We start from the raw sequence: 12,256 nt of genomic DNA on the forward strand, positions 1-12,256 counted from the left end.
CAGATGTTACTTACAACCCGTTACGCGCCTTGAACTCGCGGCGACGGCGGTGCAGTACCGGTTCGGTATAACCGTTCGGTTGCTTGCCACCTTCCACCACCAGTTCCACAGCCGCCTGGAACGCCACGTTGTCGTCGAAGTTCGGCGCCATCGGGCGGTACAGGGCGTCGCCAGCGTTCTGCTGATCGACCACCACGGCCATGCGCTTGAGGCTTTCCAGCACCTGCTCCTGGCTGACCACGCCGTGGCGCAGCCAGTTGGCCAGCAGCTGGGCAGAGATGCGCAGGGTGGCACGGTCTTCCATCAGGCCGACGTTGTTGATGTCCGGCACCTTCGAGCAACCCACGCCCTGGTCGATCCAACGCACCACGTAGCCGAGAATGCCCTGGGCGTTGTTGTCCAGCTCGTTGCGGATCTCTTCGGCCGACCAGTTGGTGTCGGCAGCCAGCGGAATGGCCAGAATGTCGTCCACCGACGCCGGGGTACGTGAAGCCAGTTCACGCTGGCGCGCCTGTACGTCCACCTTGTGGTAGTGCAGGGCGTGCAGGGTGGCGGCAGTTGGCGACGGTACCCAAGCGGTGTTGGCACCGGCCAGCGGGTGGGCGATCTTCTGCTCGAGCATGGCGGCCATCAGGTCAGGCATGGCCCACATGCCTTTGCCGATCTGCGCACGGCCTTGCAGGCCGGTGGCCAGGCCAACGTCGACGTTGTTGTTTTCGTAGGCGCCGATCCACTTCTCGTTCTTCATGGCACCTTTGCGCACCACGGCGCCGGCTTCCATCGAGGTGTGGATTTCATCGCCAGTGCGGTCAAGGAAGCCGGTGTTGATGAACGCCACGCGCTCGGCGGCTGCCTTGATGCAGGATTTGAGGTTGACCGTGGTACGGCGTTCCTCGTCCATGATGCCGACCTTGACGGTGTTGCGCGGCATGCCCAGCAGGTCTTCGACCTGGCTGAAGATCTCAGCGGCGAAGGCCACTTCCTCAGGGCCGTGCATCTTCGGCTTGACGATGTACACGCTGCCGCTGCGGGTATTCTTGCGGCTGGTGTTGCCGTTGAGGTTGTGCAGGGCGATCAGGTTGGTGAACAGCCCGTCCTGGATACCTTCGGGGATTTCGTTGCCTTGGGCATCGAGGATCGCCGGGTTGGTCATCAGGTGGCCAACGTTGCGCACGAACAGCAACGAACGACCGTGCAGGGTCACGCTGCCGCCGTTAGGCGCCGCGTACTCGCGGTCCGGGTTCATGGTGCGGGTGAAGGTTTTGCCACCCTTGCTCACGCTTTCGGCCAGGTCGCCTTTCATCAAGCCCAGCCAGTTGCGGTAGACGATGACTTTGTCGTCAGCGTCTACGGCTGCAACCGAGTCTTCGCAGTCCATGATGGTGGTCAGTGCCGACTCCATCAGGATGTCTTTGACGCCAGCGGCGTCGGTGCTGCCGACGGGGGTGCTGGCATCGACCTGGATTTCGAAGTGCAGGCCGTTGTGCTTGAGCAGCACGGCAGTCGGCGCGGCGGCGTCGCCGTGGAAGCCGATCAGTTGCGCATCGTCGCGCAGGCCGCTGTTGCTGCCGCCTTTCAAGGCAACGACCAGCTTGCCGCCTTCGATGCGGTAGCCCGTGGAGTCAACGTGCGAGCCGGCGGCCAGTGGCGCGGCTTCGTCGAGGAAGGCGCGGGCGAAGGCGATGACCTTGTCGCCGCGTACCTTGTTGTAACCCTGGCCTTTTTCGGCGCCGCCTTCATCGCTGATGGCGTCGGTGCCGTACAGGGCGTCGTACAGCGAACCCCAGCGAGCGTTGGCGGCGTTCAGGGCGAAGCGGGCGTTCATCACCGGCACGACCAGTTGTGGGCCGGCCATGTGGGCGATTTCTTCGTCCACGTTCTGGGTGGTGGCCTGGAAATCGTCGGCTTGTGGCAGCAGGTAGCCGATTTCCTGGAGGAATGCTTTGTAGGCTGCGGCGTCGTGGGCCTGGCCTTTGCGTGCCTGGTGCCAGGCGTCGATCTTGGCTTGCAGCTCGTCGCGCTTGGCGAGCAGGGCTTTGTTCTTTGGAGCGAGGTCATTGATGATCTTCTCTGCACCCGCCCAGAACTGCTCGGCGACGATGCCGGTCCCGGGGATGGCTTCGTTGTTCACGAAGTCGTACAGGACCTTGGCGACCTGAAGGCCACCGACTTGAACGTATCCAGTCATTGCTTGCCTCACTCTGCTCAGCTATTTCGCTCTTCTGTATTAAGCCTGTAGCGCTTCTCTAAACACGGCACCAGTGCATGCTCCCGGTTTTGCTCGGGGGCGGCTGGGTGCGGCCTGCCAGACAGGCTGGCGGGCAGTGTGCGTATTTTCACAGGCGCCTTGGCAGACATCCAAACGACGTTTTGTAGTCCGCGCCACGGGATACTACATGAAGCAGTAGGCGGGGCAAAATCAGACTAAAAGCGCCGTTATGCGACCCGTTGGTCGCGTATGGTCACGCTGGGAGAGGGTATGTTCGCAAAAAACAGGTGGATTGTTCCAGATAAATCTTGAAACAGTACACGATTGGCTGTGCAGATTGCCCTGCGGCAGGTTGCCGCGCCTTGCCTATACTGACTCGATCCCCCGATTTTCTGCCGCCCGGCGCGGTCCGACACGAGGAAGGGCTTGTGGATCATCTTGTACTGACTGTAATTGCCCCTGACAAGGCCGGCCAGGTCGAACGTATTGCCCAGTGCATCGCCGACCACAGTGGTAACTGGCTGGAAAGCCGCATGTCGCGTATGGCCGGGCAGTTTGCTGGCATTCTGCGGGTGGCGGTGCCGGCAGAGAATTACGCCGAGCTTGTGGCCTCGCTGCAGGGGCTGGCCAGGTATGACATTCGCGTGCTGATTGCCGAGAGTGGGATCGAGCCGTCGTGCACCTGGAAGCCAATTGCCATGGAGCTGGTGGGTAACGACCGGCCGGGGATCGTGCGGGACATTACCCGCTTGCTGGCCGAGTTGCAGGTAAACGTCGAGCGGTTTTCCACAGACGTGCAGCCGGCGCCGATGAGCAGTGAGCCGTTGTTCCACGCCGACGCATTGCTGGCGTTGCCGTTGACCTTGCCGCTGGAAGAACTGCAGCAGCGGCTGGAGAGCCTGGCGGATGACTTGATGGTGGAGTTGAAGCTGCGGGCAGAGGATTGATCAGCGATTGCCGGGACCACTTTGCGGCCCTATCGCGACACAAGGCCCACATGGTCCTGCGTACACCGGACAAATGTGGGGCGGCCTTGTGTTGCGAAGCGGCCATCTGCGGTTATCCCGATATCACGGGGAAGGCCCTGTGGATAACCTGGGGGTGCACCTCTCCAGCCCAGGTATCACGTGCCTTGTACTGTTTTGCTCAAAAAATGCCCAATTATCAGCAGCTTGTGCACAAAGCGCGGGGACGAGGGTGTGGATAACCTATGGAGATGTCTCTGCAGGCCAGGCGCTACATGGCCTGCAGAGTTTTGATCGTTTTCTGATCAGCTACGTTTGCGCAAGTTCAGCCATGCATCGACGCTGTAAATCGCCAAACCTGCCCAGATGAACATGAAGGCCGCCAGGGTGCTCGACGACAAATGCTCATCGAACAGCACTACAGCCTGCAACAGCACCAAGGTCGGTGCCAGGTACTGCAGGAAGCCCAGCGTGGTGTACGGCAGGTGCCGTGCGGCGGCGTTGAAGCATACCAGCGGCACCAGCGTCACCGGCCCGGCCGCCATCAGCCACAGCGCCTCGCTGCTGGTATAGAACGCGCCCTGGGCACTCATCGCGGCCGGGTGCAGCAGCAGCCAGCCAAGGGCCAGCGGCACCAGCATCCAGGTTTCCACCACCAGGCCGGGCAGTGCCGCCACCGGCGCCTGCTTACGGATCAGCCCATAGAAGCCGAAGCTCAACGCCAGCACCAGTGACACCCACGGCAGGCTGCCCACTTGCCACACCTGCTGCGCCACACCCACGGCAGCCATGCCCACCGCCAGCCATTGCAGGCGGCGCAGGCGCTCGCCAAGAATCAGCATGCCCAGTAGTACGTTGATCAGCGGGTTGATGTAATAGCCCAGGCTGGCCTCGAGCATACGGCCGTTGTTCACCGACCACACGTAGGTCAGCCAGTTACCGGCGATCAGTGCGCCGCTCAGTGCCAGGATGCCCAGCCGGCGCGGGTTGTTGCGCAGTTCACGCCACCAGCCGGGGTGTTTCCACACCAGTAGCAGCAGCGAGCCGAACAGTGCTGACCAGAGCACCCGGTGGACAATGATTTCCACCGCCGGGACGCTCTGGATTGCCTTGAAGTAGAGGGGGAAAAGGCCCCAGATGATGTAGGCGCTCAAGCCCAGTATGTACCCGCGACGCGGGTTTGCGGCGTGCATGCAGAATCCTTGCTTAGGTTGCTAAATAAAGCGACGCCTATTGTAGACAGAGGCGGGCGTGCTTCTAGAACAATTTCAGCGGTGCTTCATCCAGCGCCGCCATCTGTTCGCGCAAGGCGAGAATCTGATCGCCCCAGTAGCGTGGCTGGCCAAACCAAGGGAAGCTGGGCGGGAACGCGGGGTCGTCCCAGCGCCTTGCCAGCCAGGCGCTATAGTGCAGTTGCCGCAGGGCGCGCAGGGGCTCGATCAGGGCCAGTTCGCGCGGGTCGAAGTCGTGGAACTCGTTGTAGCCGTCGATCAGCTCGGCCAGTTGCCCCAGGCGCTCCTCGCGGTTGCCGGCCAGCATCATCCACAGGTCTTGCACCGCTGGGCCCATGCGGCAATCGTCGAGGTCGACCACGTGGTACACGTCGTCACGGTGCATCAGGTTGCCGGGGTGCAGGTCGCCGTGCAGGCGGATGAGCTGGTGTGGTGTGCGAGCGTAGATGTCCTCCACCCGCTTGAGCAGATCGCGGGCCACGGACTCGAACGCCGGCAGCAGTTCACGCGGGACAAAATTACCCTCAAGCAAGGTGTTCAGCGAGGCGTGGCCAAAGTTGTCTACAGCCAGTGCCTCACGGTGCTTGAACGGCTTGCTGGCGCCCACGGCATGCAGGCGGCCAAGTAACTGACCCAGGCGATACAACTGGTCGAGGTTGCCAGGCTCGGGGGCGTGGCCGCCGCGACGGGGGAACAGCGTGAAGCGGAAGCCCTTGTGTTCGAACAAGGTGCGGTCATCGTGCTGCATGGGCGCAACCACCGGGACTTCACAGTCGGCGAGTTCGGCCGTGAAGGCGTGTTCTTCAAGGATGGCTGCATCGCTCCAGCGGCCTGGGCGGTAGAACTTGGCAATCAGCGGCTGCGCGTCTTCGATGCCCACCTGGTACACGCGGTTCTCGTAGCTGTTCAGCGCCAGCACCCGCGCATCGCTGAGAAAGCCCAGGCTTTCCACTGCGTCCAGGACCAGGTCGGGGGTGAGGGTGTCGAAGGGGTGGGACATGGTGGCTCCGGAGGGTAAGCGGCGTGGGGACATGGTACCGCTTTATACCGGTGCCGGCCCCTTCGCGGGCGTGCCCGCACATTACGGCCCAGATGCATCGGGTGGTGCGGTCCCTGTGGGAGCGGGCAAGCCCGCGAACCGCGCACCGCGCGGCCAGACTATGCGGGAACCCCGATCAACACATAAGACGGGTGAAACTGCACCCGCACCACACTGCCATCCACGACCTGCTGGGCAGCCAACCAGTGCGCATCAACCATTGCACACAGGGTCTGCCCGTTGCCTAACGCCAGCCTGACTTCACTGGGCCCATCGACCTCTGCCAGCACTTCCTCCACCTTCGTGCAAAGGCAATTGCTCCCCGCTTCGGCCTCTTCCCCCTCCGCCAGCAACCGCACCCACCCGGCCTTTAGCAGCGCCACCACCATCGTTCCCAGGGTCAGCTCCAGGCGTGCAGTGCTGTCGTGGGTGATCAGCGCATCGATCTCCAACCCGCCGCTCAATGCCAGGCTGACGCGGTCATACCGGCCTTCAGGGCGCAGGGCGCTGACCTGGCCCTGCAACTGGTTGCGCGCACTGGTGCGCAGCATCAGGCGCCCGAGCAGGTCGAGGTCGCTGGATTCTTCGGCGGCTTCAAGGATTTGTGCCTGCAGGGCCTGCAGCCGTTGGTACAGGCGCAACACCCGCTCGCCTTCCGGCGACAAGTGCGCACCGCCACCGCCACGGCCACCGGTGCTGCGCTTGACCAAGGGCTGGCTGGCCAGGTTGTTGAGCTCGTCGATGGCATCCCAGGCCGCCTTGTAGCTGATACCTGCGGCCTTGGCGGCGCGGGTGATTGAGCCTTGTTCGGCAATGTGCTGCAGCAGCGCGATGCGCTGTGGGCGGCGGGCGATGTGCTGGGTGAGAACGGGGGGTAGGGACATGGGTATTCCGTATACAAGGGTGCTTTACAAAGGGGCAGGTCGCGCCTGGTCATACATACCCCGGTTTGGGCGTACGTGCCAGGCAATACACATCCACCCGCCGCGCACCTGCCTTGCGCAGTGCCTGGGCGATAGCCTGCGCAGTGGCACCGGTGGTCAACACATCATCGACGATGGCGACATGCTTGCCTTCCAGTTTGCCCATGACCGCGAACGCCTGGCGCAAATTGCGCTGCCGTGCCTTGGCGCCCAGATGTTGCTGTGCCGGTGTCTCGCGTGTGCGGACCAGCAAACGCTCGTTGCAGGTTACCCCGACGTGCGACGACAACCACCGCCCAAGCATCCCCGCCTGATTGAACCCCCGCTCGCGTAGTCGACGCCTGGCCAAAGGCACAGGCAACAGCAGGTCAGGGCGAGGCAACCCTTCGGCATAGCGATACAGCAGCCCCTGCCCCAGCAGCTCAGCCATCAGGCGCCCCAAAGGCCATTGGCGATTGTGCTTGAAACGGCTGATCAACGTGTCCACCGGAAAACCGAAATGCCACAGGGCAATGACCTGATCGAAGGCCGGCAAGCAGCGGCCACACGGGGCGCAGGTCAAGCCGGCCATGGGCAAGGGCAGGGCGCAATGCCGGCACTGATCACCCAGCCAGGGCAGCGCCTGTTCGCAGGTGACGCACAACGGGTAAGGCTGCTCGGCAGGCTCATCGCATAACAAGCATTTCTGATTAATAAGTGACCACTTGTAAATCAGTCGCTTCCAGTGCAGTTGACAGTTCATAGGCCTTCCATGACTATGCGAGCTATCCGTGATGCGCTGGCGGGCTTTCCTGTCCCGGCGCCAGCTACAGCCTAAACAAGGAAACGCCGATGAGCGCCAGCACAACTGCAACAACACGTCACGATTGGGCCCTGGCCGAGGTCAAGGCGCTGTTCCAGCAACCGTTCAATGATTTGCTGTTCCAGGCGCAGACCGTGCACCGCGCGCATTTCGACCCCAACCGCGTGCAGGTTTCGACCTTGCTGTCGATCAAGACCGGCGCCTGCCCGGAAGATTGCAAATATTGTCCGCAGTCCGGCCACTACAACACCGGGCTGGAGAAACAGAAGCTGATGGAAGTGCAGAAGGTGCTGGAAGAAGCTGCCCGCGCCAAAGCCATCGGTTCTACCCGTTTCTGCATGGGGGCGGCGTGGAAGCACCCGTCGGCCAAAGACATGCCCTACGTGCTGGAGATGGTCAAAGGCGTCAAGGCCATGGGCCTGGAAACCTGCATGACCCTCGGCAAACTCGATCAGGAGCAAACCAAGGCCCTGGCCCACGCGGGTCTGGACTACTACAACCACAACCTCGACACCTCACCGGAGTTCTACGGCAGCATCATCACCACACGTACCTACAGCGAGCGCCTGCAGACCCTGGCCTACGTGCGCGATGCCGGGATGAAAATCTGCTCTGGTGGCATTCTGGGCATGGGTGAATCGCTGGATGACCGCGCCGGCCTGCTGATCCAGCTGGCCAACCTGCCCGAACACCCGGAGTCGGTGCCGATCAACATGCTGGTCAAGGTGGCCGGCACGCCGCTGGCTGAGGAAGAGGACGTCGACCCGTTCGACTTTATCCGTATGCTGGCCGTGGCCCGGATCCTCATGCCCAAGTCTCACGTGCGCCTGTCCGCCGGCCGCGAGCAGATGAACGAGCAGATGCAGGCCCTGGCCTTCATGGCGGGCGCCAACTCGATCTTCTACGGCGAAAAGCTGCTGACCACTGCCAACCCCCAGGCCGACAAGGACATGCAGCTGTTCGCACGCCTGGGCATCAAGCCCGAAGCGCGTGAAGAGCACGCCGACGAAGTGCACCAGGCAGCCATCGAGCAAGCGCTGGTCGAGCAGCGCAGCAGCGAGATGTTCTACGACGCCGCGACAGCCTGATATGGCTTTCGACCTGGCAGCGCGCCTGGCCGAACGGCGCGCCGCAGACCTGTATCGGCACCGGCCATTGCTGGAAAGCCCGCAAGGGCCGGAAGTCGTGGTCGACGGCCAGCGGTTGCTGGCCTTCTGCAGCAATGACTACCTGGGCCTGGCCAACCACCCCGAGGTGATCGCCGCCTGGCAGGCCGGCGCCGAGCGCTGGGGTGTGGGGGGTGGTGCCTCGCACCTGGTGGTTGGCCACAGCACTCCGCACCATCAGGTTGAAGAGGCACTGGCTGAACTTACCGGCCGCCCGCGCGCCCTGTTGTTCTCCACCGGCTATATGGCCAATCTGGGCGCCATCACCGCGCTGGTGGGGCAGGGCGACACGGTGCTGCAAGACCGCCTCAACCATGCCTCGCTGCTGGATGGCGGGCTGCTCAGTGGCGCCCGCTTCAACCGCTACCTGCATAACGACCCGGCCAGCCTGGCCAGCCGCCTGGACAAGGCGGTCGGCAATACCCTGGTGGTGACCGATGGCGTGTTCAGCATGGACGGTGACCTGGCCGACCTGCCGGCGCTGGCCGATGTCGCCCGTGCCCGCGGAGCCTGGCTGATGGTTGACGATGCCCATGGCCTGGGCACCTTGGGCGCACAGGGCGGCGGCATCGTCGAGCACTTTGGCCTGGGCTTGGATGACGTACCGGTGCTGATCGGCACGCTGGGCAAGGCTTGCGGCACTGCGGGCGCCTTTGTTGCTGGCAGCGAAGCGCTGGTCGAGGCGTTGGTACAGTTCGCCCGCCCCTATATCTACACCACCAGCCAGCCACCGGCGCTGGCCTGCGCCACACTCAAGAGCCTGGAGCTGCTGCGCCGCGAAACCTGGCGTCGTGAGCACCTGGCAGCCTTGATTCGCCAGTTCCGAGAAGGCGCGCAGCAGATAGGGCTGCAGTTGATGGACAGCCCGACGCCGATCCAGCCCATCGTGATCGGCGACAGTGCGCAGGCGTTGCGCCTGTCACGCCTGCTGCGTGAGCGCGGCTTGCTGGTGACGGCCATCCGCCCACCCACCGTGCCGGCTGGCAGCGCACGCCTGCGGGTAACCCTGAGCGCCGCACACAGCGAGGCGCAGGTGCAGCTATTGTTGAATGCATTGGCCGAGTGTTATCCACAGTTGGAGAACGCCGATGCGTAATCGACTTGTTCTATTGCCCGGCTGGGGCTTGGGAACTGCTGCGCTGGAGCCGCTGGCCGCTAGCCTGCGTGCTCAGGACGCCCGCCTGCAGGTAGAGCTGATGCCCCTGCCAGAACTGGCCCACAGCGATGTGCAGGCCTGGATCGACCATCTGGACCGCAAGCTGCCCAGCAATGTCTGGCTGGGTGGCTGGTCACTGGGTGGCATGTTGGCCAGCGCGCTGGCGCACAAGCGTGGCGACCACTGCTGCGGACTGCTGACCTTGGCCAGCAACCCCAGCTTCCTGGCCCGGCCAGATTGGCCCCATGGCATGGCCGAAGACACCTTCGGCACCTTCCTCGACGGCTGCCGCAACCATACCCAGGTCACCCTCAAGCGCTTCCGTACCTTGTGCAGCGACGGCGCCCTGCAGCCGCGCACCTTGTTGCGTCAGCTGGGTGTCGGCGTGCCGGATACCGACCCGTTGTACCTGGCCACTGGCCTTGAAGTGCTGGCCAAGCTGGACACCCGTGAAGCCTTGCAGGCCTATGGTGGCCCGCAACTGCACCTGTTCGCCGGCAGCGATGCGCTAGTGCCGGCAGAGGCGGCAAAGGCGTTGAGCGAGCTGTTGCCCGATGTAGAAGTGGGCCTGGTCGAAGACAGTTCCCACGCGTTCCTGCTGGAGTATCCGCAGGAGCTGGCGGCGGGCATCAAGAGTTTTCTGCATGAGAGTGGCGATGACTGACCTTTCCCGTCCGACCCTGCCCGGCGCATTGCCCGACAAGCGCCAGGTGGCGGCCTCGTTCTCCCGCGCCGCGGCCAGTTACGACAGCGTGGCGGCCCTTCAGCGCGCTGTAGGCCTGAGCCTGCTGGAGCTGTTGCCGGCAGGCCTGCAGCCGTCACACTGGCTGGACCTGGGCAGTGGCACCGGCCATTTCAGCCGCATGCTGGCCGAGCGTTTCGTCCAGGCCAGCGGCGTGGCGGTGGATATTGCCGAAGGCATGTTGCTTCATGCCCGTCATGTAAAGGGTGGGGCGCAGTATCACGTGGTTGGCGACGCCGAGCGTTTGCCGCTGTGCGATGGCAGCGTCGACCTGGTGTTTTCCAGCCTGGCGGTGCAGTGGTGCGATCAGTTCGCCAGTGTGCTGGCCGAGGCGCAGCGGGTGCTGCGCCCAGGTGGAGTACTGGCCTTCAGCAGCCTGTGCGTGGGCACCCTCGACGAACTGCGCGCCAGCTGGCAGGCGGTGGATGGCCTGGTGCATGTAAACCGCTTCCGCCGTTTCGAAGACTATCAGCGCCTGTGCGCAGCCAGCGGTTTTGAACAGCTTGAGCTGGAGCGGTGCCCGCATGTGCTGCACTACCCGGATGTGCGCAGCCTGACCCACGAACTGAAGGCGTTGGGGGCGCACAATCTGAACCCTGGGCGACCTTCCGGCCTCACCGGCCGGGCGCGAATGCAGGGCCTGTTGCAGGCCTATGAGGCATTTCGCCAACCCGCGGGGCTGCCAGCCACCTATCAAGTGGTCTATGGTGTGTTGCGCAAGCCACTGGCGTAAGGGGAGCACGATGAGCCAGGCCTTTTTCATTGCGGGTACCGATACCGATGTCGGCAAGACCACCATCGCCGCTGGCCTGTTGCATGCGGCGCGTTTGCAGGGCATGAGCACACTGGGTGCCAAGCCGGTGGCCTCGGGCTGCACCATGACGCCGAAAGGTTTGCGCAATAGCGATGCCCTGGCGCTGATCGACGAAAGCACGGTCAAGCTGCCCTATGAGCAGGTCAATCCGTTTGCCTTCGAGCCTGCTATTGCCCCGCATGTGGCGGCGCGCGAGGCAGGGGTGACGCTGGCTGTGCCAGAACTGCTCGCGACGATGCGCAATGTGCTGCAACAAAATGCCGACTTCACCCTGATAGAGGGGGCCGGTGGCTGGCGCGTACCGCTGTCGGGCCTGGAGAACCTGTCCGATCTTGCCGTTGCCCTGCGGTTGCCGGTGATTCTGGTGGTAGGTGTGCGGTTGGGTTGCATCAGCCATGCCTTGCTCAGCGCCGAAGCGATCGAGCGTGATGGGCTGCAGTTGGCGGGTTGGGTGGCAAACATCATCGAGCCGCGCACTTCACGCCTGGAAGAGAACCTGGCCAGCCTTGCAGAGCGCTTGCCGGCGCCTTGCCTGGGGCGGGTGCCCAAGCTCAAGCAGGCCAGTGCCGACATGGTGGCTGAGCATCTGCAGTTGGATCTGCTGGATTAGTGTGATGCAGGCCCGGCCTCTTCGCGGGTAAACCCGCTCCTACGAGGGGACGCATACCGTTGTGGGCGCGGGTTTACCCGCGAGGCGGCCAGTGCAGGAATACCCAAGGCCTATCAACTGGCATTGAGCCATTAGGGATTTAAACGGGCCTTTTCGCCCCTAGCCTGTTTTAATTGGGGCTGTTCGTCATCCAGCGTCAATGGAGTCCTGACATGGAAATCACCGGTAGCTCCGCCTACTACGCGGGCCTGAGCGCAATCCAGACCGGCCAGAACCGCGTCGATCAGGCCGCCAGCCAGATCGCCAACACCACTGCCGAACGTACCGCCACTAGCCAGTCCAGCGATTTTCAGGCCGAGCGCCTGCGCGCGGTCGACCGCAGCCAGCAGATGGACCTGGCCACCAGTGTCGTGCAACAGGCGGTGGGCAAGACCGAAGTCGAGCTTGGCGCGAAGGTCGCCAAGGCATCCGACGAAATGCTTGGCCGGATCATCGACACCTACGCCTGAACACTTGCGTCATCCCCTATTTCAGCGCCTGCCCTTGTAGGAGCGGGCTTGCCCGCGAATGCGTCCGATCAGACAACAATTTTGTCTGG

At 63.4% G+C, this 12,256-nt stretch carries 12 protein-coding genes; 7 read left to right on the forward strand and 5 right to left on the reverse strand.

Going from position 1 to position 12,256, the window contains the following annotated elements:
• Positions 1-10: 10 nt before the first annotated feature.
• Positions 11-2,188, reverse strand: coding sequence for a malate synthase G (locus tag REH59_RS01690; RefSeq protein WP_003255621.1), 2,178 nt, complete (start codon positions 2,186-2,188; stop codon positions 11-13).
• A gap of 449 nt (positions 2,189-2,637) precedes the next feature.
• Here REH59_RS01690 and REH59_RS01695 point away from each other — a divergent pair, with 449 nt between their 5' ends.
• The gene (locus REH59_RS01695; RefSeq protein WP_003255620.1) at positions 2,638-3,156 is read left to right on the forward strand and encodes a glycine cleavage system protein R; all 519 of its coding nucleotides are present in this window, start codon (positions 2,638-2,640) and stop codon (positions 3,154-3,156) included.
• Between the two features lie 323 nt (positions 3,157-3,479).
• Here REH59_RS01695 and rarD read toward each other — a convergent pair whose 3' ends face one another.
• The 4 genes from rarD to REH59_RS01715 form a co-directional block, all read right to left on the reverse strand.
• Complete coding sequence (gene rarD, locus REH59_RS01700) at positions 3,480-4,367, reverse strand: EamA family transporter RarD (protein WP_003255619.1); 888 nt, start codon at positions 4,365-4,367, stop codon at positions 3,480-3,482.
• 64 nt (positions 4,368-4,431) lie between these two features.
• Positions 4,432-5,406, reverse strand: coding sequence for a serine/threonine protein kinase (locus REH59_RS01705; protein ID WP_014860218.1), 975 nt, complete (start codon positions 5,404-5,406; stop codon positions 4,432-4,434).
• 158 nt (positions 5,407-5,564) lie between these two features.
• Positions 5,565-6,329: a TOBE domain-containing protein gene (locus tag REH59_RS01710; RefSeq protein WP_014860217.1), complete on the reverse strand. Its 765-nt coding sequence runs from the start codon at positions 6,327-6,329 to the stop codon at positions 5,565-5,567.
• Positions 6,330-6,378: 49 nt separating this feature from the next.
• Entirely contained in the window at positions 6,379-7,110 is a 732-nt protein-coding gene (locus REH59_RS01715; RefSeq protein WP_014860216.1) for a ComF family protein, read from the reverse strand.
• Positions 7,111-7,199: 89 nt separating this feature from the next.
• Here REH59_RS01715 and bioB point away from each other — a divergent pair, with 89 nt between their 5' ends.
• The 6 genes from bioB (at position 7,200) to REH59_RS01745 (ending at position 12,167) form a co-directional block, all read left to right on the forward strand.
• Positions 7,200-8,258, forward strand: a complete 1,059-nt coding sequence (bioB, locus tag REH59_RS01720) for a biotin synthase BioB (protein ID WP_003255611.1) — start codon at positions 7,200-7,202, stop codon at positions 8,256-8,258.
• A gap of 1 nt (position 8,259) precedes the next feature.
• Positions 8,260-9,432 carry an 8-amino-7-oxononanoate synthase gene (gene bioF, locus REH59_RS01725; RefSeq protein ID WP_014860215.1) on the forward strand — a complete coding sequence of 391 codons (1,173 nt, stop codon included), beginning with the start codon at positions 8,260-8,262 and terminating at the stop codon, positions 9,430-9,432.
• Positions 9,425-10,156 (forward strand): alpha/beta fold hydrolase, encoded by a 732-nt coding sequence (locus REH59_RS01730; protein WP_003255608.1) that lies wholly within the window; start codon positions 9,425-9,427, stop codon positions 10,154-10,156. The genes bioF and REH59_RS01730 overlap by 8 nt, the downstream gene beginning before the upstream one ends.
• Entirely contained in the window at positions 10,149-10,967 is an 819-nt protein-coding gene (gene bioC, locus REH59_RS01735; protein WP_014860214.1) for a malonyl-ACP O-methyltransferase BioC, read from the forward strand. Before REH59_RS01730 ends, bioC begins: the two co-directional genes overlap by 8 nt.
• Before the next feature lie 10 nt (positions 10,968-10,977).
• On the forward strand, positions 10,978-11,658 hold the full coding sequence (bioD, locus tag REH59_RS01740; RefSeq protein WP_014860213.1) for a dethiobiotin synthase: 681 nt from the start codon (positions 10,978-10,980) through the stop codon (positions 11,656-11,658).
• 212 nt (positions 11,659-11,870) lie between these two features.
• Positions 11,871-12,167 (forward strand): hypothetical protein, encoded by a 297-nt coding sequence (locus REH59_RS01745; protein WP_003255603.1) that lies wholly within the window; start codon positions 11,871-11,873, stop codon positions 12,165-12,167.
• Positions 12,168-12,256: the final 89 nt, after the last annotated feature.

This window comes from Pseudomonas sp. BO3-4 (genome assembly GCF_034044115.1).
In the GTDB taxonomy this organism is placed as follows: Bacteria; Pseudomonadota; Gammaproteobacteria; order Pseudomonadales; family Pseudomonadaceae; genus Aquipseudomonas; species Aquipseudomonas alloputida.

Coding starts and splice junctions, on each gene's coding strand:
- bioD (WP_014860213.1), top strand. CDS start 10,978: ATGAGCCAGGCCTTTTTCATTGCGGGTACCGATACCGATGTCGGCAAG.
- bioB (WP_003255611.1), top strand. CDS start 7,200: ATGAGCGCCAGCACAACTGCAACAACACGTCACGATTGGGCCCTGGCC.
- REH59_RS01705 (WP_014860218.1), bottom strand. CDS start 5,406: ATGTCCCACCCCTTCGACACCCTCACCCCCGACCTGGTCCTGGACGCA.
- REH59_RS01710 (WP_014860217.1), bottom strand. CDS start 6,329: ATGTCCCTACCCCCCGTTCTCACCCAGCACATCGCCCGCCGCCCACAG.
- bioF (WP_014860215.1), top strand. CDS start 8,260: ATGGCTTTCGACCTGGCAGCGCGCCTGGCCGAACGGCGCGCCGCAGAC.
- REH59_RS01690 (WP_003255621.1), bottom strand. CDS start 2,188: ATGACTGGATACGTTCAAGTCGGTGGCCTTCAGGTCGCCAAGGTCCTG.
- rarD (WP_003255619.1), bottom strand. CDS start 4,367: ATGCACGCCGCAAACCCGCGTCGCGGGTACATACTGGGCTTGAGCGCC.
- bioC (WP_014860214.1), top strand. CDS start 10,149: ATGACTGACCTTTCCCGTCCGACCCTGCCCGGCGCATTGCCCGACAAG.
- REH59_RS01745 (WP_003255603.1), top strand. CDS start 11,871: ATGGAAATCACCGGTAGCTCCGCCTACTACGCGGGCCTGAGCGCAATC.
- REH59_RS01730 (WP_003255608.1), top strand. CDS start 9,425: ATGCGTAATCGACTTGTTCTATTGCCCGGCTGGGGCTTGGGAACTGCT.
- REH59_RS01715 (WP_014860216.1), bottom strand. CDS start 7,110: ATGAACTGTCAACTGCACTGGAAGCGACTGATTTACAAGTGGTCACTT.